The sequence below is a fragment of the Nonomuraea sp. NPDC050404 genome (genome assembly GCF_040655495.1).
Classification (GTDB): domain Bacteria; phylum Actinomycetota; class Actinomycetes; order Streptosporangiales; family Streptosporangiaceae; genus Nonomuraea.
This window is the reverse complement of sequence record NZ_JBFAKB010000017.1, coordinates 57,062-78,619: the sequence shown is the minus strand read 5'-3', so window position 1 is coordinate 78,619 and position 21,558 is coordinate 57,062. Positions and strand designations below refer to the sequence as shown.

Genomic DNA, 21,558 nt, shown 5'->3' with positions numbered 1-21,558 from the left:
GGCAGCGCATCGGCCGGGCGGCCCAGCGCCGCGAAGGTCACGCCGAGGTTGGTCAGGGAGGCGGCGAGGTCGGGGCGGTAGCGGTCGGGGTAGGCCGCCGCCAGCTCCCGGAGGATGGCCACGGCCTCCTCAGCCACCGGCAGCGCATCGGCCGGGCGGCCCAGCGCCGCGAAGGTCACGCCGAGGTTGGTCAGGGAGGCGGCGAGGTCGGGGCGGTAGCGGTCGGGGTAGGCCATCGCCAGCTCCCGGAGGATGGCCACGGCTTCCTCAGCCACCGGCAGCGCATCGGCCGGGCGGCCCAGCTCCAAGAACCGGTTGCCGAGGTTGGTCAGGGAGGTGGCGAGGTCGGGGCGGTAGCGGTCGGGGTAGGCCGCCGCCAGCTCCCGGAGGATGGCCACGGCTTCCTCAGCCACCGGCAGCGCATCGGCCGGGCGGCCCAGCTCCAAGAACCGGTTGCCGAGGTTGGTCAGGGAGGTGGCGAGGTCGGGGCGGTAGCGGTCGGGGTAGGCCGCCGCCAGCTCCCGGAGGATGGCCACGGCTTCCTCAGCCACCGGCAGCGCATCGGCCGGGCGGCCCAGCTCCAAGAACCGGTTGCCGAGGTTGGTCAGGGAGCCGGCGAGGTCGGGGCGGTAGCGGTCGGGGTAGGCCATCGCCAGCTCCCGGCGAATGGCCACGGCCTCCTCAGCCACCGGCAGCGCATCGGCCGGGCGGCCCAGCGCCGCGAACCAGATGCCGAGGTTGGACAGGGAGGCGGCGAGGTCGGGGCGGTAGCGGTCGGGGTAGGCCGCCGCCAGCTCCCGGCGGATGGCCACGGCCTCCTGCTCGACCGGCAGCGCATCGGCCGGGCGGCCCAGCTCCCAGAACCGGTTGCCGAGGTTGGACAGAGAGGCGGCGAGGTCGGGGCGGTAGCGGTCGGGGTAGGCCGCCGCCAGCTCCCGGCGGATGGCCACGGCCTCCTCAACCACCGGCAGCGCATCGGCCGGGCGGCCCAGCGCCGCGAACCAGATGCCGAGGTTGGACAGGGAGGCGGCGAGGTCGGGGCGGTAGCGGTCGGGGTAGGCCATCGCCAGCTCCCGGCGGATGGCCACGGCCTCCTCAGCCACCGGCAGCGCATCGGCCGGGCGGCCCAGCTCCGCGAAGGTCACGCCGAGGTTGGACAGGGAGGCGGCGAGGCCGGGGCGGTAGCGGTCGGGGTAGGCCATCGCCAGCTCCCGGCGAATGGCCACGGCCTCCTCAGCCACCGGCAGCGCATCGGCCGGGCGGCCCAGCTCCCAGAAGGTCAGGCCGAGGTTGGACAGGGAGGTAGCGAGGTCGGGGCGGTAGCGGTCGGGGTAGGCCGCCGCCAGCTCCCGGCGGATGGCCACGGCCTCCTCAGCCACCGGCAGCGCATCGGCCGGGCGGCCCAGCGCCGCGAACCAGATGCCGAGGTTGGACAGGGAGCCGGCGAGGTCGGGGCGGTAGCGGTCGGGGTAGGCCGCCGCCAGCTCCCGGCGGATGGCCACGGCCTCCTGCTCGACCGGCAGCGCATCGGCCGGGCGGCCCAGCTCCCAGAACCGGTTGCCGAGGTTGGACAGGGAGCCGGCGAGGTCGGGGCGGTAGCGGTCGGGGTAGGCCGCCGCCAGCTCCCGGCGGATGGCCACGGCCTCCTCAACCACCGGCAGCGCATCGGCCGGACGACCGAGTTCGGCCAGGTGCATGCCCAGCATGGACAACCAGCGTGCGCGTTCCCTGACCTCGGCATCTGCTGGAGTGCTGTTCAAGATGCGCCGTGCCAGGAGGGCATGCGCCTCGGCGAGCACCAGCGAGGGATGCGGCAGCACCTCGTACAACGCCACCAGAGTCTCCCGCGGAGCGGGAATCGACCCCACCTCACCGGCGACCACCGGAAGCAACCGCTGCAAGATCTCCCCGGCCGCATCCAGCTCCTGCGCCGCCCGCGCCAGCGTCACCAGCGCCCGCCGCGCCTGTCGTTCATCCAGATTCGCCAGGCACGCCTCCAGTAGCTCAGGCGAGCCGCTCAGCTTCTGGGTGGCATGCAGCTCTGCCAGCCGGTCCGGGCGCAATCGGCCCAGCCACTCCCGGCCGCCTTCGCCGTCGTCCGGCGGGTACAACTCCCGCAACCAGTCCGCCACCAGGACCGGGGCCGCCCCACTGGGGACCCGCCCCACCACCTCGGCCGCCTGGGTGCGATCGGCCGCCCCCAGCAGCGTGCCCGCCGCCACCGTCTGCTCGACGGCCTGAGTGCTCAGCCCGTTCGCGCCCTGCAAGCCGCGTGCCTGCGCCGTCCCAACCCAGTAGCGGCGCTCATGCCCCAGCAGTTCCTCCAGCACGTCCGTCACCTGGACGGTGACCGGCCCACTACCGGATCGTGCCGACCGCAGCACCGCCACCAGCGCCGCCGCGTGCAGATCCAGGATGCGCTGGCGTCCCTCGCCCAACTTCACCTCCAGGCGTTCCGGCGCCGGCACCCCCAGCGCGGTGGCGAAGTGTGGCACCGCCGCCAGCACCAGTTCTCGATCCGACTTGTCCGCGACCACTTGATCGGCCAGCGCTATGCCTTCGGCGCCAGCGGCGGCCACCATCTGCCGCACCCGCACTGACGCGGCCCCCAACTGCTGCCACCACTCCCCGGCGCTGCGTGCCAGCAGCAACACCCGTACCCCCCGCCCCTCATCGGTGGCGACGTCGTGCAACAACGCCGGCAGGCCCGTACGCGTCTCGGCGTAATCCACCACCATCAGCACCTGACGCTGGCTCAGCGTTCGCCACCGCGACAGCGCATCGGCCTCAGCATCGTCGCGCACCTCCACCGTCCCCCACTGCGAGCCCAGCCGGTTCGCCAATTCCACCGCTAAGCGCGACTTACCCACCCCGCCAGGCCCCGTCAGCAACCGTAACCGCCCCGCTTGTGGCTCATGGCACCAGGCGAGCAGGTCTTCTAGCTCCTCTTCCCGGCCCTCGAACGGCACCACTCGCAGAGATGCGTGCAGCAGCATCGCCGGACTCGATCCATCCGGCAACAACTCGGCCGCCGCTTCAACGGCGTCACGCGCCGTAGCCCGCTCCCGCCAGCGATCGAGCACGGTCGGGCCGAAAGCCGAGACAATACCCCCCAGCACGGCCCCGAGCACGGTCTGCACCGGTTTACCATCCGTGACTGCGGCCACCGCAACGGCCACCGCCACCGCACCCACGATCGAGACCAGCACCCGCAACCCACTGCTCACATTCTCCTGTGTAGAACGCAGCCAAGATCCAGATGCCCCCTGTTACACAATCGTTCCGTCCGGCTGTGTCGATCGTTCACAGTCGGAGTCGCTGGAGGACCATTGCAAGTTGGGTTGTGCACACGCTTGTTGGGCTGCGCTTGCTCCGATCAGATGAGGTCGTGACAGTGCCCCGGGCGCGCGGACCGGGGGCCACTGGACTTGATCGAGAGGTCGTCCGCCACCTACCTAACTTTGTTCATCAGGTTTGGAAGTAGCACAGGACGGTTAAGCATGAATCATGGCAATGGCTAGTTCGTCTTTATGGATAACTATAGCAACTTCAACCGGCGTCACGGCCATTATTACAACGGCAATCACACTACTAGCAGCTCGCGCAAGCGATAGAAGAAAAGCGCGAGCAGAAGCGGCGCTTAAAGGTTTCGAGTTGGGCTATCCGGAACTTGACGGTCTCGCTAAACGGTTAGCCCCCTTTTTGAGCAGAGTAAAAGCGCATGCCGACGAGTGCCATAAAGCCCAGAACGAGCTGGAAGCGACCCTCAGCAGACTAGAAGATCTCGAAGATATATTTGCCGAGCTCGAATCTTTTAAGCGCACCAATTCGGCGTATGAGCGTTTTGAGCGTCTTCTCCTCGAAAAATCTGCTCTGCGGCAAGAGTGGAGCGTCCACGAGACAGAAATTCAACTACGAGCTTCTCTGCAAGCGATAAAGGCCGCCGCGAGGCTGCGAGAAGATCTCGATGTTGACGCTCCAGCGCTTATTGGCAAATATGCCGAGCGCCATGCCGTTGCATTGGCCAAGCAGATTAATCGAGGACTGCGCGGGATGACTGACGCAAGGTTCCGCCCTGGTGAGCCAGCTAGTCTCGTAGATCGTATCGACGGCGCGCAATCTGCAATACTAGTACTTGTGGATTTTTATGCCTCTTCAGAGAAGGTGCGTCAACTCGTAGCCAATGAGCTTAGCTGGAGCCAATTTCAAGATAGGCTATAATGTAAAGACTCCCGGATGCCCTCTAGGTTAGCCGAAATCTGCGACGTCTCCTCGGACCAGGACTAAAGCCGCCCGGCACTAGTCGATTCGGAGCCGACTCAGCCCTGACCACCGCTCCTTCATTGAGCAGCGCCAGCAGCCATATCGTCACCTCGTTGCGGCTAGGCACGTTATCGAAGTGCGCCCGCACCTCATCGACCGTAACCCCGTCAGGGAACAGCTCTAAGTAATCGACGATCAGTGTCCGCATCGTGTTGTTCATACGGTCTCAATTCCATCGCACCCACCAATCATTAATCGACCGTCCCCCCGGGCTACTGTGGCCGTTCCGCAGCGACACTCACCCGCATCTGAGATCATCTCTCTAACGACCGCTCGCCCACTTCTCCGCAAGCCGCCCAGCTGCTTCCTTGCATTCTCCATGCACATAATCCTCTCCTGGTGACCACGCAAACGGCACGACACCCCGTCTCCGCAGTGTCGCCCCCTTCTGTCCGCAAAGCGTTTCCATCGTCTCCGCAGTGGTTTCCTCTTCGTTCAGCACCAGGCAATCATATTTCAGCCCTCCCATAGCCAGCAGAAAAAAGCTCCTCTTCCTCCCGATGCCATCCTTTTCAGCCTCTCGAACTCTACGCTCCACCCGCGCTCTTTCCCTTGTTTGCTCCTCTCTGTCTCCCCTTTCTAGCTGCTCCCGCATCGTCTTCCTTGCTTCCTGAGCATGCCTCTCTTCCAGTTCCTCCCGCCTGGCCGCCCTCTCTAGCTTCGCCTGGCGTCCTTCCCTGTTTTCTCTCTTCCTCTTCGCTATCTCCATGACTACAAGTACGTTCCCAAGCTCGGTCGCCGACCATCCCACTTGTTCCGCTGCCTTTGATACCGACTCCGCCGCATCCGCCCACTCCAAAACCTGCTCTTCCTTTGAAAACCCCAGCCGCGCACATAGCCAATCGACCTTACTCACTTGTCCCTCCTCCTCTCTTTGAGTCGCCGATCAGTGTCCACGTTGCCCGTTCACGCGGCCTCCGTTTCGTCACCACTGACCACGAAGGGACCGCCCGGGGCCACCATCCCTGGCAGGGCAAGCCATCAGTTCGAGATCACAGGCCGGCCCGCTGACAGATCGCAACGCTTGGCGCAACCAACTAGCCATCCCAGCGTTCACATCCGCACCATTCCGTGCAGTTCGACCACTTCAGCACCCGCCAGCGCACTGCCGTGGTAGCGGTGCGCATCCCACGCCACGAACACCTTCTCGTCGGTCAACACAACCCCCAGCGGATCGATCCCCGGCGCGTACAGATCCGCCAACACACCGGCACTCGTGATCGAGGCCACCGTCCACAGCGTCCCCTTCTCCCGCAGCATCGGGCATTCCTCCATCGCCTTGGGAACACACGACCAGCACGTAGGCGGCGCGTTGGTGCGCCCGCAAGCCTCTCCCGTCTCCTCGAACGCTGACTCCACCAACAGCCACGGAATCCGCCCCGTGTCCGGATCGGTAGCCGGACCGCCGCACACCTGGCACAACAACCGGCCCATGCACCGCTGTTGCCGCCGCCTGTTCAGCTTCCGCATCCGTTCCGGCCCCCGCCGCTCCGGCTTGTCCCGCAGATCCCGCACCCGCCCCAGCAAGATCCCATGCAGCCAATCACCACGGCGCGACCTGGCGTAGGTCAGCCGGTACTCATGGTTGCGCCACTCAAACAGAATCGGATCCGTCACCTCCTCATTCGCGTACGCGATCGTGTACGGAACCGTCGTGTAGCCGCTCACACCCGGCCACCCTCCCCAGCGTGCGCTCCCAGCCCCGCCACCCCAGCCCTCTTTACGGCCATTCCTCCGTCGCTCCCGGAAGTACTTGGAATGCTCATACTTGCTTTCCTCTCCTTTTCGGATTTCGCTCCCCGAGGAACTTTTACTCCGGCCTCCCTTAACAGCCGTCGCGCAACATCGCGTCCCACCCCCAGAGCCGCCCCCACCCTGGCGACCGACCGTTCACGCTCATAAAGCCTGGCAAGCTCCTCCCGGCTGACGTCCACCTCAACGGGCGCCTTCCCACCCTTGCACCGCCCCACTCCCGCATCTGACAGCCACGCCCGCACCGTCACACGGCTTACCCCGACCCATTTCGCAACCTCCCCCAACGTCGGCGACTCCTCTCGATACAGCTTCACCGCACGTGCCCTTCTGTCCTCCCACTCCTCAGCGCTAACGCCTATTTTCTGACCACCGCCCCGCCGGACTGCTATTCCTGCCTCGGCAAGCCACTGCCTCACCCGCCAGCGTGGTGCGTCTAACGACGTCGCGATCGCCATCACCGTCTTGTGTTGCTCCTCGTAAAGCGACCGCAGCCTGGCGTTACTCGGCCTCGCATAACCCTTTCTCTTGCCCACCATTCAGCTCCATTCATCAGCGTCCTTGTTCATCGCCTCTATCTTGCGACGCCACCATCCACAGCGTCCCCTTCTCCCGCCACTCCTTTCCCCCCGGAAGTCCTGGAAATGCTTATACTTCCCTTTCTGTCTTTCCGGCTTTTCCCCACGGCACTTTTATTCCTGACTCCCTCAGCAGCCGCCGCGCAACAGCTACCCCCACGCCCAGAGCCACCCCCACCCTGGCGACCGACCGTTCACGTTCATAAAGCCTGGCAAGCTCCTCCGGGCTGATGTCCACTTCAATACGCGGCTTCCCGGTCTTGCACTTTCCCACTCCTGCCTCTGACAGCCACGCCCGCATGGTCCCAGGGCTCACCTCAGCCCACTTCGCGGCAGCCCCTATCGTCGGCGACAGCTCTCGATACAGCTCCACCACACGCGCCTTCTTCTTCTCCCATTCCTCAGCGCTGACGCCTACCTTCTGATTGCCCTGCCGAACTGCTATTCCAGCCTCGGCAAGCCACTCTCTGACCCGCCCGGGCGGTACGTCCAACGACTTCGCGATCGTCCCCACCGTCTCGTGTTGCTCCTCGTAAAGTGACCGCAGCTTGGCGTTACTCGGTCTCGCATATTCCTTTCTATGTCCCGCCATTCGAGTCTCCTTCTTCGCGTCCTTCGTCGCTTCTACGCCTGCAAGGATTTCTCGCCGTCCGGGTGCACACGTCCGCTGACGTTCGCCGCTATGGCCCTTGATACGGTCGCAGCCCCGCCGCCCCGTACATCCGCCCGTACCGCTCCTGGCACAAATCCCAAATTCGCTCCACCGCCGTCTCCATCGCCGAGCACGGGCACACCGTGTACTCCCACCGCCCCGTCCCGCTGCCATCGCTCAGCGACCAGCGGAAACGCCACGCGCCGTTTTCCCACTCGCACCACACCGTCACGCGCACCGACCAAATCCCCACCAGCGCGATCCCGTGCGCCTCGAAGATCTCCGATCGGACCCCGTGACGGCCCAGACCTTCCGCCAGTTCACCCGCCAGCCGCCCCGCATCACTCCACGTCCCGGCAACCGCCCTCACCGCACACGCTCCTCTGACGGGCCATTCAGCGGCAGCAGCGCCCACACCACGCGCTCGCCCACCTGCGTCAGCCCAGTCCCCCAGCAGCCGCCCGTGAGGTCGTCCACCAACCACAAGCCCCGACCCGACATGTCGCTTACTCCGGCCATCCGGGGCATGGGAACCGAGCCCGACCCGCCCGGGTCCACCACCGCCACCCGCCAGTAACGCCGCTCTCCCACCCCCGCCGGCCGCAGACTCAGCCGCACCCATCCGCCGCCCCCATGAACCACCGCATTCGTGACCAGCTCCGACACGATCAGCTCAAGAACATCGACCGCCGGATGATCTCCCACCCACCCCCGAAGCTCTCGACGCGCCAAGCACGGCAGCACAGTGGAATGATCAAGCTCCCGAAGCATCCATACCTTGATCCCTGCGTATGGGGGATCCGACAGGATTGCTTGCATGGGGTCACTCACCTATCCCGGAGCGTGGATGCCCTTTCTTGTGGATCTCGCCGCTCACGCTCATATCGTCAGCTTGAAGATCGTCTAGAGTCTTTTTCATATCCCGGTACGACTCCAGGACCTTGATCATGAAACCGTCTCCACCTCTCGGATCTTTTGTGACGCCACGAAGCGGTGGCCACCTCTGCGATCTTGGTGTTTGCTGGACGTGGATCGCGGGCCAGCGATATTCTGGGTATACCAAGCCTTGGTATACCAAGGCAAGCGGGTTCGCAGAGTGTCCCAAAGGGTCCCAATTGTCCTGATGGATCGATAAGAGGAGCGCGGTGGCCGGCCCCGAACACATGTATGAACGCATCGCCTCAGTACTTCGCGACAAAATGATCATGGGAGAGTTGGGGCCTGGTGATCGCCTTCCAAGCCAGGACGACCTCGTTGAGCAGTTCGGCGTATCCCGCATGGCCATTCGTCAAGCAATGGATATTCTTGAGAATGAAGGACTGATAGATCGAACGCAGCGCTTGGGTGCATTCGTTCGGCGACGTGAGCCGCTAATACGCCGCTCCGCGTTGCATTACCTAAGCAGCCCAGGAGCGCCCTTTGCGGAAGAGGCATTGGCTGCTGGTCGCATTCCCCGGTACAGCCACAACAGCTACCCGGAGCGGGCAAGTATCGAGGTGGCGCAGCGCCTCAAGATCTCCATTGGAGATGAGATCCTGCGCACGGATTACATATCCTACGGCAACGATGAGCCAATGATGTTGGTTCATTCCTATGAGCCTCTAGCTATCACAGGCGGAACCGTAATTGAACGCCCCGAAGATCCTGGCCCATATATCGCGGCTGGGATAGTGGCAAGATTCACTGCGATAGATATGCGTCCCACGCTAATAAATGAGCACGTTCGTGCTCGCATGCCACGCCCCTCTGAGAAAGATGCTCTTCAACTGCGACCAGGTACGCCAGTTTTTGTGATCACCAGAACGGCGTTCGCAGGAGACATCCCCATAGAGACGGCCGACATAATTCTGGACTCTGATCGCTACGAGCTGGATTACCCAATCAAGATCGAGCCAGAGTCCACCCTGCCAACGACAGAAGGACCGTAAACGCCAGATTGGCGTCGTTTGACGCCAAGTCATCCATTACTGTCGGGGTCATTGTCGATTGGCAGGAACTCTGCCTACCCTCGGGTCAGTCTCCAGGAGGTGCAATGTCACTCACAGTGTCCCCTGAGCTACTCAAGCAGGCCCAGGATGGGAAGGTCGATCGCAGCGATTTTCTCGCTTGCGTTCGTGAGTCCCTCCCGTACGCCTGGTCGTTGGTAAGCAGGCTCGCGGCCGAACGCGAACAGAGCGGGGCCGTGTTCGTAGACAACCAGATCGCGCCGCCTGACGAAGCGGCCTATGGGCAGCTCTTCCGAGCGCTGGCCAGCACGTCCATCCGCGAAGCTCTCGAAGCACACTTCGGTGTCCGGCTGGCCTTCCAGAACTGCCACCGTGTGGCGGTGTTCGACCTGGGCGCAGAGGAAGCCTATGCGTCGTTCACCACGCCGGAAGCTCAGCTACTCAACCAGACACCAGCGCTGGTGAACTGCTGACACGACGTATCGTCAGTCCGAAAAGGGGGTCTTGCCCGGATAAATTACCGGGCGGGCCTCCTTTTTGCTGCCTCAAAGCCCGTGGGCTGCCAAGGGGTTGTGTGAGAGCATGCGCGCATGAGCGAGCATGCCTCCGAGACGCCGCTGTACCTCTCGATCGCTAACGACGTGCGAAACAAGATCGACAGCGGGGCACTCATGCCAAACGCACAGCTTCCCAGCGAACGCGACCTATGCGCCCAATGGAACTGCTCTCTCCGGACTGTGCGGCATGCGTTGATCGATCTCCGAAATGAGGGACTGATATACACTCCAAAAGGAGCAGTCAACCTCGTGGCCGCTCAGCACCCGCTTATTCGCATCGCTCCCGATCGTTGGCGACGCCGCCCTGATTACCGTCCTACGTATCAGACCGAAGCAGCGCGTTCACACGTCGAAGTTCAGGTATCGCACGAGACCGAACATGTCGAGGCTCCCGCCGAGGTGGCACAACGCCTCGGTATCGACGAAGGAAATCCGGTTACGGAGACGGCATACGAAATACGCATGGAGGGTGAACTCGTATCGGTCAGCGTTACATGGGAACCGCTCGACATCACCGGTGGTACGGAAATCGAGTTCCCGCATCAAGGTCCGTATGCCAGTCGCGGCATCGTGCCCCGGTTCGACGCGATCGGACTTCACGTTGGATTGGAGGAGGAAGCTATCTGGGTGCGTATGCCCGAGCGGCACGAAACCGTTCAGCTCCACATGCCGGCGAACGTGCCGGTAGTTGAGATATGGCAGACGTTCTGGGCTGCTGACGTTGCGGTAGAAGTCGCAAAGATTATTTTCAGAGCTGACCGCTATAAGTTCCACTTCCGATCCGTGATCACCTAGATTCCATACTCTTTCGGAGCATGAGCACTAAGGGGGCTCTGTAGATGGCAGACAGATTTACCACTGTTCCACCAGACGAGATCTGTGCAGACAGAACCCTTTAGCCGGATTCCTGGGAAGCTTTCACTGTCAGATGTGTACTTCCACGTGAGCACAAGAGTGATCATCGCGATAGGTCCGGTGGATGCAAATGGGGTGATTACGAGCTCTCTGAATAATAAAAAGGCCATCCCTTAATCCAGAAGGGATGGCCTTCTATTTGACGCGCGCCCGTCGAATCAGCCGCTCGGGATCTGAATTCGTGTACTATCCCCCGGCCACACGGTCACAGTGCAATCCACCGGTTGATCGTTCTCATCAACCGTTCGATCGACCCGAATGAGCACGCATGCCACCAGTGGAAGCGCGAGCATTGCCGCTTCTGTGTCGCTCGGATGACGCGCAGAGACATAGCTTTCTGCGACCTTGATCGCACCTCCCGTACATGTCGCCAATGCTTCATGCCACGGTTCAGCAATTACGTCACTAGAGGCCAGTGGTGTGTTTTTCGTGGCAATTCTTGGTGAAATGTAGCTGGCGCGGTATTGAACAGGGCTCCCTTGGGTGTCCGAGGTCACACGCCGCCGAACTAGGACGGGTGTGGCATGGTCGGGAAGTTGCAGAGCCATAGCTACATCCGGTGGCGCAGGCTCATTTCGCACATTCACGCTAGCGGGGGATGCGTGTACTACTCCTTGCGTCGTTACGACCTGGGCCGTGCGAAGGATAGGGACCGCTGATTCGCTTTGCGTTCTGGTAGGTCTCCTGATCGTCTCGGCATCGATCGCCAGTCGGTCAAGCCACTGCTCTAGCCGCTCCACCAGATCTTTGTCATGGGGTCTGCCCGCGCCGGGGGGCGATCCCGGCAAGGCCGATGCCTCTGGGGTGCCAGCGGCCGCTTCTCGGGTTGGTCGGAGCGCCGTGTGTCCACGTGTGCCTTCAGGGCGTGCGTATCCGGCGTTGACCAGTTCGGACAGGACGCGGCGGGCGGTTGTGGTGCTCACCGTCCACCGAACGGACATGTCCCTGATCGATGGCAAGAGCGCTCCAACGGGGTACTTGCCGCTGTCGATGTCTGCGATCAGTTCGTCACGGATGATCTCGTAGAGCGGTTTCGCCTGCTCTTGGCCGGCCTGTGCGTCGTCTCTGGTGCCGTTCGTGGCCACGTCGCACCCCCTTTCACGTGCTGGAACTTGCCCTCCGACCTTAGCGCACACATCTGTATGCGTCAATCTGTGCATACACACTTGCGCGCACACAGTTGAGGGTGCATCCTGTGTGTACGCAAGCGAGTGCGCACAACTGAGTGCGCACAGTTGCGATCGAGGTACCGCACGAACGGGAGGTGATCGCGATGAACGGCCTGAAGGGCGCACAGTCCAACCGACTGATCGCGGTCATGCGCGCACTGGCCGAACTGCTGGACAACTGCGCTGATGGCCTGGTTTCCAGCGTGCTCGCCACCACGGCGCTGCTGCTGGCGATCATGGCGCTTCACGCGCTGGCAGACGCGCTGGAGAACGGCCCGGACGTGCTGGCCCTCTTCCTCACCCACTTCGGAAGGAGCTGATCTCCCATGACACACGACACTCCCGACACGGCCCATCGGGACCGACTCATCGCCGATCTTCGCGGCCTGGCCGATTTCCTGGCCAGGAACCCGGAGTTGCCCGTTCCCCGGTACGGGCCGGTGAGCGTCCGAGTCCACCCGCGATACGACACGAACGCCACGACCGAGGCGGAAGCACTCGCCGAAGTCGAGCGGATCGCCGCCCTGCTGGGCGTCACGACCAGAGCCGAGTACGGCCAGCACGTCGCCTGCGCGGACTTCGGCACAGTCGCCTATGAGGCGATTCTCGTCACGCGGGCCGCACGAGACCGCCGCGACTCTGCTGACCCGCCCTCAGAGGTTTGAGTGGACATCCCCATGATGATCGTCCTTTTCGCTCTCATCGCAGCGCTGATCATTTTGGGGTTGTGCGTGGTGCTGGCCTGCGGCATCCGCACCGCTGACCAGCGCAAAAGCCCGCTCGACCGCCCCCGCAACACCGCTGAACACCTGGCGCGAAGCGTGCTCCTGTACGCCCGCAGCGCCAACCGGCGCAAGAACGCCGCCCCCTCCGCCCATTCCGACCGAACAAGAAGTAGGTGATCAACGCTGCGTACTTTCCCGATCATTCGTGGGTGCCTCTGTGGCGCTGCCGTGGAGACCGGCAGCAAGAGCTGCAACAAGTGCCGCGCCCGCGCCCGGTGGCGTCGTCGTAAGTCCCGTCACGACGGCATCTAACCCCCCGCCTCCTACCACCCCACTCGTACATGGGAAGGAGGTGATCTGCTGATGAACGTATCGATTCCCCTGGTCGTCGTGCTAGGGATCGTCGTCCTGGTAGCCGTGCGATTCCTCAAACTGCGGTTGTGGATGGCAGCGGCCTGCGCCGTCTTCGGCTTCCTGCTGGCCGCAACCGCGTTCGCTCCCGACATCAACCGTGCCATCAAGGCCCTGCTGTCCTGGCTCACCGGCTCTTGACCTGCCCACCGACCTGAAAGAGGTGATGTCCTAGTGACCCTTCGCCACCCCTACCCCCGCATCGATCTGCAGGAGGTCATCGACCGCAACGGCACCGCCCAACAGCTCGTTGCCACCTTCGCCCGCTCCACTTCGACGCTCAGCGACCTGTGGCAGCACGTGACCGCCGCCCTGCACGACACCCCCGAACTGGTCCAGGAGATCCGCCGACTCCACGACGAAGCCGCCGCCCTTCGCCTGAGCCGCGCGAACTACCTCGCCGCTATCAACGCCACCTTGAACGCCCATGCCGATGGCGAGCACGACCCGCTTGCCTACCTGCGGGAGGAACTCGCCGACCAGGCCCAAGCGGCACGGTGGAAGGGCTACGCATGACCCAGCCGCCACCGGACGGGGCGGCCTGGCAGGACGAACCCGAGGACGCCGGCACCAACCCTGCCCCCGACGACCAGGACGCGGACAGAGACACGTTCTTTGACCGGGAGTCGGTTCCCGCTGATCGACCGGCGATCGGGCCGCCGGTCGATCGGCCCGACGACGACGGCGTTACCCCTGACCGGTCGCAGACCGGTCAGGGGCGCGCCCCGATCCTGCCCGCGTGGACGCGCACGCGGGCCGGTCGGCGTGCGATGCTCGCCTGGTGGGTCAGAGATGCCGGATACGCGCTCGGCTATCACACGGTCCGCTTGCCCAAGTACCTGCTCAAGACGGCCGTGTACGCGCCCGTCGGGCTCGCCGCCAGTATCGCCCGCGTGCTGCGCTGGGCGACCGCTGAGGACGGCAACCGGGCGTTGCGTCAGGCTGCCGCCGACCACAACGACCCCGCCACCTGGCTACGGCTGGACAAGCAGCGCGAACGGCAATCGCGCTGGCGCTGGTCGGTGCTGCTGCTGGCCGCCCTGCTCACCGGGGCGTCGGTGGCGGCCGTGCTCGCCTTGCAGGTGAGCATCCCGGATCAGGCGTGGTGGGCGCTGCTGGCCGCCTCGGTGCCGCTACTGGCGCGCGCCGGACGTCCAGCGGACAAGCCGATCACCGACCGGGTAAGTGACGGGCCGCGCTACCGCAAGCTCACCGCCGAACTGGTGCGGCGCGCTCTGCTGTCCATCGGTGTCGGGGCGATCAATCAGGCCGTGGCCAAGGACCAGCACGCGATCAGCTTCCCGACCGACATCGCCCGCGACGGCCCCGGACATCTGGCCATCGTCGATCTGCCCTACGGGGTGGAAGCCGCCGAGGTGGTCGCACGGCGCGGACGGCTGGCGTCCGCGATGCGGCTACCGCTCGACCAGGTATGGCCAGAACCGGCCCAGGGCCATCCTGGACGGCTGGCGCTGTGGGTCGGCTACCAACCGGCCAGCGCCATGCAAACGCCGCCCTGGCCGCTGCTGAAGAGCGGCAGCGTGAACGTGTTCGCCTCGCTGCCGATCTTCACCACGCCCCGCATGGAGACCGTCAATGCCATGCTGATCTTCCGGAACTGGTTGATCGGCGGGCAGCCCGGATCGGGCAAGACGTTCCTGTTGCGGCTGCTGGTGCTCGCTGCCAGTCTCGACCCACGCGCGGAGCTACGCGGGTACTCCTTCAAGGGCGTCGGTGACTTCCGGGTGGTCGAACCGGTCTGCGCCGAGTACGGCGATGGCCAGGACGACCAGACGATCGCTAGGGCCGCCGCGCTGATCAGTTGGCTGTATCACAGCGAATGCCAGCAGCGGGCCACGAAGATCGCCCACTATCACGCGCTGGGCATGGCCCCGGAGAACAAGGTCACGCCGGAGCTCGCCTCGCGCAAGGGGTCCGGGCTGCATCCGCTCGTGGTCTTCCTCAGCGAGGTACAAGAGCTGTTCCAGCACCGCCAGTACGGTGCCGAGGCGGGGGAGCTGTGCGAGAAGGTGATCAAGCTCGGGCGTGCGCTGGGCATCATCCTGCTTCTCGACACCCAGATCCCGGACAGAGACAGCCTGCCCACCGGGATCACGCGCAATGTCAACACGCGCGTGTGCATGTCGGTCCGTGATCAAGTCGCCAACGACATGATCCTTGGTACCGGTATGTACAAGGCGGGCTACCGGGCGACCGTGTTCGAGCCGGGCAACGACAGCGGCCCCGGCGATGCCGGGTGGGGTGTCGTCGTCGGTGTCGGCAAGCCCGGTGCCCGCCGCAGCTTCGAGGTCAACGCCGACCAGGCCGAACAGGTCATAGACAGGGCGATCAAGGCGCGCATGGCGGCAGGCACCCTGCCCGCCACCGACACGCAGACCCGGCCCGAATCCCCCGCCTATGACCTGCTGGCCGATGTTGCCACCGTCTGGCCAGCGGGGGAAGACGCCGCGTGGAACGAAACCTTGTGCGCGCGGCTGGCCGAACTCCGGCCCGAGGTATACGGCGGATGGCAGTCCGAACAACTCACCAGCGCCCTCAAGCCCTTCGGCGTCAAGGTTCGTGACATCGGCCGCCGCCGGGGCGGCAAACAACGGGTCAGACGTGGCATCCGCTTCGCGGATCTCACCAGCGTAATCGCTGAACGTGACCAAAAGGGCCGCGTGAACTGATCCACCAAGGGTGCTACCGGTAGCAGCCGCCCCTGCTACCGGTAGCACCCCCGCTAGCACTCCAAAACAGCCGATGACCAGGCCAGTAGCAGGTAGCAGTCTGAACGCCGGCACCCCGCGAAACCCGCTCAGGAGGCGGTTGTGACCCTAGACACGCTCGCTGCTACCGCAGCACTCATGCTCCCGATCCTGCTCACACTCTGTTACGTATGCCTCTGCTACGCCCGCCCCTTCCGCGAACACCGCCGCTGCAACGGCACCGGCCGCATCCCCTACCTGTTCGGCCAAGGCTGGCGCTTCTGCCCCCGCTGCAACGGCACCGGCCTACGCCTGCGGATCGGCCGCCGCCTCTGGAACCACGCCCGCAGACTCCACCGCGACGGCACCCGATAACACCCACCGTCCCGACACACTCGCAGAAGCGAAGGGAGGTGATGACCCACGACAGACCAGACCACCGAACAACCGAAACCGGAAGAGGTGAACGCCTATACGGCGGACTGCACCGAAAGAGAACAACAAAAAGAAATCGTGATCATCCTGGCTCAAGACTTCAGACTCCCTGAAGTGCTCAGCCACATCGAAGCCGGAAGAGTTGTCCGTGTCGTTCCTGCACGACAACCCCCGCCATCCGCCTAACCACGAAGACAATAAAAGAGGCTCGCCCCGGGCATCGCGTCCGGGACGAGCCCTTCGCCATACCGCCGTACAGTCACGCACAGCGCGTTCTAGTCGGCTGTGAGGCGGCTATCGGCGCGCAACGCGGCGATGCGGGCTCGGATGTCTGCGAGCGCCTGAGCTATGACAGAGGCGCGCTCTCGGGCCCGCTGCGCTCGTCCCCTGGCGCGATGGGAGACAAGGCGGGCCACTTGGGCGCGATGGCCTGCCGCCCCAGCCCATACCCGGGCTCGATATGCCCATAGGCTGGGCCGGGGTAACAACGAGGTTGGCCCCTCAAGAGCGGTCCCCATGAGCGAAGTGTGCGCATCCGAATGCGGTTAGTCCGCTGTGGGGAGGGCTAACACGATCGGAGCGGCCCAGGTGGCGGAAGGTCAGCTGGAAAGGGTGAGGGTTGTTGGCTCTCCTCCTGATCCGGCCGGGCTCTACAGACTAAGTCGCTTCCTTCTCCTCTTTGTCGTTGTTGGCCTTACGCATCTGTTCGATTGCTTCAATGATCAGTTCAGACGCCTCCCAATTAGTACGGCGAAAGAACTCAGCATAGTCGACGTCATTGCGAATTTTTTCTATAAATGACTCAACCCAACCGTAGTATGCCCATAGGCTACGGCGGCGGAATATTGCATCCTTAACTTCGGCCGAGATGGTGAACTTGACCTGGTAGTTTTTAACAGATAGTGGATCTGATTTGAGCAGGTATCGACAGTAGTCGAATGGAACAGCTGCCCCATACCCCTGAAAATCTGTAGATATCCTCAAGAGGATCGCCGGACTGTCGATAAGAAGGTCCCCACTCGCCTCTCTCGTGACCGAACTACCCTTGGGAAGGCTAAGCCGAAAGTGGGAGTACAGCCTTTTTCCGGGACCGCCATAAACAAGCCTCCACCCGCCCTGCTCGGCAGGCCCAAATCCTGGCCTATCTTCTACGTCTCGCGAAATAAGATCTAGAACGCGGTTACTTAGGAGTACGTGTGGAAGCTCCTTGCGCTCGTAATTGTGCACTCTACTGCGATCAAGCTCAGAGTTAGCAAAGTAGTCCGTGAGATGAGTGCCGAGCATATGTATTACTATGTATTCGGCGATTTCGCGCGCTAATCTCACCCCTGGGCCCGGAGCGCTCTTCCAACTAATACCTTTTATATGCTCGTATGTGACGAAATCCCCGTTGACCCACTGGCTTTTGAGCGCCTCGTTTTCCTCGAAAACCGCATGAGCTATATTGGCAAAGGATTTCCCGAACGCATAACCTGGCATCCGAATTATCTTGGCACGATCCTCCGCCGATACTGCGAATGTGGCACCAATTTCGAGGAAGTATTTTCGGCCCCTGGATCGCGTAAAATAGAAATATGCCGCGCAAAGAGCGATAATCGCAATTCCGGAGACAAGCGCACCGGTGATTCCCCATAGATCGAAGACGGCCGAGCTGAGAAGATTGACCGCGAACGAAAGAGCGATAACAAGCGCAAGTAATTCTGACAATTGGCGCCGTGCGTCTCTGGCGTGCTGAATGAATTTGAATTGAGAATCCACTTTCAATCTCCCTCTCGTTTCGTTTCTTGAGCGCGACTAGGTACTGCCGTCGAGTCTCAAGTAATTAAAGGCCGACCCCTGATCGCGTTTAATGGGCAGCCTACTCTGCTGGGAGCCCCGCGGGGAGGGCGCGATGCTCTTTCGATAGGAAGTCCGAATGCGAGGTTGATGCCTATTTGAGCATGTTTGCGTGTGCTTGCGAGATATCTAGAAGGGCGGAGCATCAGGGGGGGGCTGGGGCTCTAACGAACCGGGTCTCCTCCTCGGGGGTGCCAGTACCCGGGCGAATGCCTGGCAGGTTCACTGGGCCTGACGGCGGAAGCACAAGCCATTGCCGAGGTCTACGATCCCGTCCGCGCCTCCTACGCCTCCTACGCCTTCTGCGGCTTCGGCCATTCCGACGTCGATGGTCCACTGATCCTCGTGGTGGGTGAGGGCGATTCCCCCGCACTTCTTAACCGCTCGCACCATTCCACGTTTGACGGCGTCATTCCCGGCTCGCCACATCTGGGCTACAGTTTGGCCTGTGGGGGCGTAGTCGAACGTGTCAGGTACAATGACATACCCCTCAATTCGCGCCTTCATCGCCCTCCGTTGCGCGACCAGCGCGTCTAGCTCGTCGTCATCTTCGGTGGCGGACAGACGGCCCTGTATCTTTCGGAGTTCAGCGTTCAACGCCTCCAGCTCGTGAGCGTTCCCCGCCACCCGCTGGAAGGCGAGAATGTCGGTCGTGTCGCTGGCGAACATGCCGGTGATCAGGTCAAGAACAGGCTCTGCGTCACAGCCCTTGAAACGCCCACAGGAAAGACGCTTCTTTGCCTCCCCGCCACAGCGCAGCTTAGGCGTACGCGGGTTGCCCTGCGGAGTCATACCAGCGTTCAGATAAAGCTTGCCGCCGCATTCCGGGCAATCAAGAACACCGCTGATCCAGTTGGCAGGCGACGCCACCGGACGGCCACCCTTGTTTGCCCTTGCATCCGTCACATTAGCGACCAGCACGCTATTAGCGCGCCACCACAGCGGAGAATCGACTACCGGAGTAACCTCATGAGCCCATGTCTGGGTCACACCCTCATACGTGTACCGGCACTCCTCAACGCCGGTGTGATTCGCCGCGAACCGGATAAGGCTTTTGACCGATGCTGGATATAGATCGTGGCTGCGACCGACAGCCGCCAGGGATTCACCGTTGGCGACACGCTCGAAAACGTCCCTGACAGCTCCCGGATCCGTGCAATAAGCCTGCTTCGCGTACCGCTCGCCTGTAACTGCCCAGAATGGCGGCAGCGGGCCATGATGCGCATTAGCAGCGATGATCATAGAGATTCCACGGTACGTATCCCGCTTCACCGTCTTAGACTTCTCAGCGTTCGCATGCTGCGCCACCAGCGTCACGATACGTCCGGCGAAGTCGGTACGCCCAAACTGAGGCTCGCCTATCGAAATGATGTCCCCGCCAGCGGAACGGATCGCCAGCAAGATCTCAGCCTGCGCGTCCAAATCCTCCCGCCGATCAAGCCGACTCGACTCCGTGACCATCAAAGTCGTGTAGTCGCCACGCCCAATATCGGCGATCACCTCACGCAGCGCGGGCTCTTGCGTGCCATGGCTGGCACTGTAGCCGTGGAGTTTGAACCATTTAACGATCCTGATCCCACGATCCTCCGCGTGGGCCTCGATCGTCTTGACCTGACTCGTCTCGTCCTGACTGCCCGTGCTGACCCTCACGAACGCTGCGCCTAGGCTCACGGTCCGCTCCTCTTCGGTGCTGACCAGCCTCCCACGTGCTGGCCTGACACCGTGCACACTACCCGAGAGCATAGGACCCGGTGGCGCTGACGCACGCGCGGGCGCTGCTGGCCACGACCGGCAACACGCACGTGGTGGAAGGCGACCTGCGCCGGCCTGAGCCGATCCTGGCGGAGTCCGAGTCGCTGATCGGCTTCGATCGGCCCGTCGCGGTGCTGATGCTGGCGATGTTGCACTTCATGCCGGACGGGGACGCCCACGAGATCGTCCGCACGGTGATGGAGCCGATGCCGTCGGGCTCGTACCTGGTGATCAGCCATATCGGCGACACCCCGGAGCTCAGGAACGCCTCCACCTTCTACCGGGCCTCGGGGACGGAGATCGTGCTCCGCTCGCCGGAGCGGATCGCCGAGTTCCTGGACGGTCTGGAGCTCGTCGAGCCGGGAGTGGTGCCGCTGCCGGAATGGCGTCCCGACGAGACGGTTCCGGCGCTGGACCTGGGCACGGGGATGGCGGCGACCTGCGGGGTGGCGATCAAGCGCTGACCCCGGACCCCACCCCGTACGTCGTGTCAGCGCGGTGACGGTCCCGTGTCAGGACGGTCCGCGATGGTGGACGCCATGTACGGTGCAGCGATTGCGGCCTCGGGGCTGCGAAAGGGGATCACCATGGAACACACCGTCACCACGATGCCGACCACCCGTCAGGCCGGCTGCCCCTTCGACCCGCCCAAGGAGCTGCTTGAGGCCCGCGAGCAGAGCCCGATCAGCCGTTACACCTTCCCCGACGGGCACCAGGGCTGGCTGGTCACCGGGTACGACCTGCTCCGGTCGGTGCTGGCCGACCCGCGGTTCAGCTCGCGCAAGGAGCTCATGCGGCACCACCCGCTGATCGACTACGGCGACATCGAGGTGCCGCCGGCCCCGCCCGGTGAGTTCCTGCTGATGGACGAGCCGCAGCACGGCCGCTACCGCAAGCCGCTGGTGGGCAAGTTCACCGTCCGGCGGATGCGGCTGCTCACCGAGCGGGTCGAGCAGGTCACCGCCGAGTACCTGGACGCGATGGAGAAGGCGGGGCCGTCGGCTGATCTGGTGACCGCGTTCGCCAAGCCGATCCCGGCCGTCATCATCTGCGAGCTGCTGGGCGTGCCGTACGAGGACCGGGGCCGTTTCCAGGAGAACATCGACAAGTTCCTCGGCGGGGAGGTCAGTGACGAGGAGCTGATCGCGGCCTACCTCGCGACCCAGCAGTACCTCGCCGAACTGGTGGCCGCCAAGCGCGCCAACCCCACCGACGACGTGCTCAGCGACCTGCTCGACAGCGACCTGACCGACGAGGAGCTGAAGGGCATCGCGCTGATCCTGCTGTCGGCCGGGTTCGACACCACCGCGAACATGCTGGCGCTGGGCACGTTCGCGCTGCTGCGGCACCCCGAGCAGTTGGCCGCGCTGCGCGCCGACCCCGAGCTCACCGACGGGGCCGTGGAGGAGCTGCTGCGGTACCTGACCGTCGCCAAGCAGTTCCAGCGGGTCGCGCTGGAGGACGTCGAGCTGGGCGGCCACACCATCAAGGCCGGCTCGACGCTCATCCTGTCCTACAACACCGCCAACCGCGACCCCGAGCGCTTCACCGACCCGCACACCCTCGACCTGCGGCGTCAGGAGGGCGGCCACCTGGCCTTCAGCCACGGCATCCACCAGTGCCTGGGCCAGCAGCTGGCCCGCGTCGAGCTGCGGGTCGCGCTGCCGGCGCTGCTCGGCCGCTTCCCGACGCTGCGGCTGGCCGTACCGGCGGAAGAGGTCGCCCTGCGCCCGGAGGCCGCCGACATCTACGGGGTCAAGAGCCTCCCGGTCACCTGGGACGCGTGACCGGGCGGCGGT

General features: G+C 63.7%; 24 protein-coding genes. 13 read left to right on the top strand and 11 right to left on the bottom strand.

The window, feature by feature from the left end:
• Positions 1 to 3,227 (bottom strand): tetratricopeptide repeat protein (locus tag AB0I81_RS38900; RefSeq protein WP_360667835.1); only part of this gene is annotated, 3,227 nt, incomplete at its 3' end.
• Between the two features lie 280 nt (positions 3,228 to 3,507).
• Here AB0I81_RS38900 and AB0I81_RS38895 point away from each other — a divergent pair.
• Positions 3,508 to 4,221, top strand: a complete 714-nt coding sequence (locus AB0I81_RS38895) for a hypothetical protein (protein WP_360667832.1) — start codon at positions 3,508 to 3,510, stop codon at positions 4,219 to 4,221.
• Between the two features lie 364 nt (positions 4,222 to 4,585).
• Here AB0I81_RS38895 and AB0I81_RS38890 read toward each other — a convergent pair whose 3' ends face one another.
• The 7 genes from AB0I81_RS38890 to AB0I81_RS38860 all read right to left on the bottom strand — a co-directional run bounded on the left by AB0I81_RS38890 (position 4,586) and on the right by AB0I81_RS38860 (position 8,254).
• Complete coding sequence (locus AB0I81_RS38890; protein WP_360667829.1) at positions 4,586 to 5,179, bottom strand: hypothetical protein; 594 nt, start codon at positions 5,177 to 5,179, stop codon at positions 4,586 to 4,588.
• A gap of 197 nt (positions 5,180 to 5,376) precedes the next feature.
• On the bottom strand, positions 5,377 to 5,991 hold the full coding sequence (locus AB0I81_RS38885) for a hypothetical protein (protein ID WP_360667826.1): 615 nt from the start codon (positions 5,989 to 5,991) through the stop codon (positions 5,377 to 5,379).
• A complete protein-coding gene (locus AB0I81_RS38880; protein WP_360667823.1) occupies positions 5,988 to 6,614 on the bottom strand; it encodes a UPF0175 family protein in 627 nt (208 codons plus the stop codon). The genes AB0I81_RS38885 and AB0I81_RS38880 overlap by 4 nt, the downstream gene beginning before the upstream one ends.
• Positions 6,615 to 6,723: 109 nt before the next feature.
• Entirely contained in the window at positions 6,724 to 7,245 is a 522-nt protein-coding gene (locus AB0I81_RS38875; RefSeq protein ID WP_360667820.1) for a hypothetical protein, read from the bottom strand.
• Between the two features lie 88 nt (positions 7,246 to 7,333).
• Positions 7,334 to 7,675 (bottom strand): hypothetical protein, encoded by a 342-nt coding sequence (locus AB0I81_RS38870; RefSeq protein WP_360667817.1) that lies wholly within the window; start codon positions 7,673 to 7,675, stop codon positions 7,334 to 7,336.
• On the bottom strand, positions 7,672 to 8,010 hold the full coding sequence (locus tag AB0I81_RS38865; protein WP_360667814.1) for an ATP-binding protein: 339 nt from the start codon (positions 8,008 to 8,010) through the stop codon (positions 7,672 to 7,674). Before AB0I81_RS38865 ends, AB0I81_RS38870 begins: the two co-directional genes overlap by 4 nt.
• A gap of 118 nt (positions 8,011 to 8,128) precedes the next feature.
• Entirely contained in the window at positions 8,129 to 8,254 is a 126-nt protein-coding gene (locus AB0I81_RS38860) for a hypothetical protein (protein WP_360667811.1), read from the bottom strand.
• Positions 8,255 to 8,450: 196 nt separating this feature from the next.
• On the opposite strand from AB0I81_RS38860, the gene AB0I81_RS38855 reads away from it, so the two are divergent.
• From AB0I81_RS38855 to AB0I81_RS38845, 3 genes are all read left to right on the top strand, one after another.
• Positions 8,451 to 9,233 (top strand): GntR family transcriptional regulator, encoded by a 783-nt coding sequence (locus AB0I81_RS38855; protein WP_360667808.1) that lies wholly within the window; start codon positions 8,451 to 8,453, stop codon positions 9,231 to 9,233.
• 104 nt (positions 9,234 to 9,337) lie between these two features.
• Entirely contained in the window at positions 9,338 to 9,724 is a 387-nt protein-coding gene (locus AB0I81_RS38850; RefSeq protein WP_360667805.1) for an SCO5389 family protein, read from the top strand.
• 117 nt (positions 9,725 to 9,841) lie between these two features.
• Positions 9,842 to 10,603 (top strand): GntR family transcriptional regulator, encoded by a 762-nt coding sequence (locus AB0I81_RS38845; protein ID WP_360667801.1) that lies wholly within the window; start codon positions 9,842 to 9,844, stop codon positions 10,601 to 10,603.
• A gap of 278 nt (positions 10,604 to 10,881) precedes the next feature.
• Here AB0I81_RS38845 and AB0I81_RS38840 read toward each other — a convergent pair whose 3' ends face one another.
• On the bottom strand, positions 10,882 to 11,883 hold the full coding sequence (locus AB0I81_RS38840) for a GntR family transcriptional regulator (RefSeq protein ID WP_360667798.1): 1,002 nt from the start codon (positions 11,881 to 11,883) through the stop codon (positions 10,882 to 10,884).
• 113 nt (positions 11,884 to 11,996) lie between these two features.
• On the opposite strand from AB0I81_RS38840, the gene AB0I81_RS38835 reads away from it, so the two are divergent.
• From AB0I81_RS38835 to AB0I81_RS38805, 7 genes are all read left to right on the top strand, one after another.
• Positions 11,997 to 12,212: a hypothetical protein gene (locus AB0I81_RS38835; protein ID WP_360667795.1), complete on the top strand. Its 216-nt coding sequence runs from the start codon at positions 11,997 to 11,999 to the stop codon at positions 12,210 to 12,212.
• A gap of 6 nt (positions 12,213 to 12,218) precedes the next feature.
• Positions 12,219 to 12,557 carry a hypothetical protein gene (locus AB0I81_RS38830; RefSeq protein WP_360667793.1) on the top strand — a complete coding sequence of 113 codons (339 nt, stop codon included), beginning with the start codon at positions 12,219 to 12,221 and terminating at the stop codon, positions 12,555 to 12,557.
• Positions 12,558 to 12,794 (top strand): hypothetical protein, encoded by a 237-nt coding sequence (locus tag AB0I81_RS38825; RefSeq protein WP_360667790.1) that lies wholly within the window; start codon positions 12,558 to 12,560, stop codon positions 12,792 to 12,794.
• Positions 12,795 to 12,980: 186 nt separating this feature from the next.
• Complete coding sequence (locus AB0I81_RS38820; RefSeq protein ID WP_360667787.1) at positions 12,981 to 13,169, top strand: hypothetical protein; 189 nt, start codon at positions 12,981 to 12,983, stop codon at positions 13,167 to 13,169.
• A gap of 33 nt (positions 13,170 to 13,202) precedes the next feature.
• Complete coding sequence (locus tag AB0I81_RS38815) at positions 13,203 to 13,544, top strand: hypothetical protein (RefSeq protein WP_360667784.1); 342 nt, start codon at positions 13,203 to 13,205, stop codon at positions 13,542 to 13,544.
• Positions 13,541 to 15,718 carry a cell division protein FtsK gene (locus AB0I81_RS38810; RefSeq protein ID WP_360667781.1) on the top strand — a complete coding sequence of 726 codons (2,178 nt, stop codon included), beginning with the start codon at positions 13,541 to 13,543 and terminating at the stop codon, positions 15,716 to 15,718. Before AB0I81_RS38815 ends, AB0I81_RS38810 begins: the two co-directional genes overlap by 4 nt.
• 141 nt (positions 15,719 to 15,859) lie before the next feature.
• Positions 15,860 to 16,111, top strand: coding sequence for a hypothetical protein (locus AB0I81_RS38805; RefSeq protein WP_360667778.1), 252 nt, complete (start codon positions 15,860 to 15,862; stop codon positions 16,109 to 16,111).
• Positions 16,112 to 16,828: 717 nt separating this feature from the next.
• Here AB0I81_RS38805 and AB0I81_RS38800 read toward each other — a convergent pair.
• Both AB0I81_RS38800 and AB0I81_RS38795 read right to left on the bottom strand, forming a co-directional pair.
• Positions 16,829 to 17,929, bottom strand: coding sequence for a hypothetical protein (locus AB0I81_RS38800; protein ID WP_360667775.1), 1,101 nt, complete (start codon positions 17,927 to 17,929; stop codon positions 16,829 to 16,831).
• 300 nt (positions 17,930 to 18,229) lie between these two features.
• The gene (locus tag AB0I81_RS38795; RefSeq protein WP_360667772.1) at positions 18,230 to 19,678 is read right to left on the bottom strand and encodes a recombinase family protein; all 1,449 of its coding nucleotides are present in this window, start codon (positions 19,676 to 19,678) and stop codon (positions 18,230 to 18,232) included.
• Between the two features lie 80 nt (positions 19,679 to 19,758).
• Between AB0I81_RS38795 and AB0I81_RS38790 the strand changes: the two genes are divergently transcribed.
• Positions 19,759 to 20,223, top strand: coding sequence for an SAM-dependent methyltransferase (locus AB0I81_RS38790; protein WP_360667769.1), 465 nt, complete (start codon positions 19,759 to 19,761; stop codon positions 20,221 to 20,223).
• Between the two features lie 123 nt (positions 20,224 to 20,346).
• Positions 20,347 to 21,546: a cytochrome P450 gene (locus AB0I81_RS38785; protein ID WP_360667766.1), complete on the top strand. Its 1,200-nt coding sequence runs from the start codon at positions 20,347 to 20,349 to the stop codon at positions 21,544 to 21,546.
• Positions 21,547 to 21,558 lie beyond the last annotated feature (12 nt).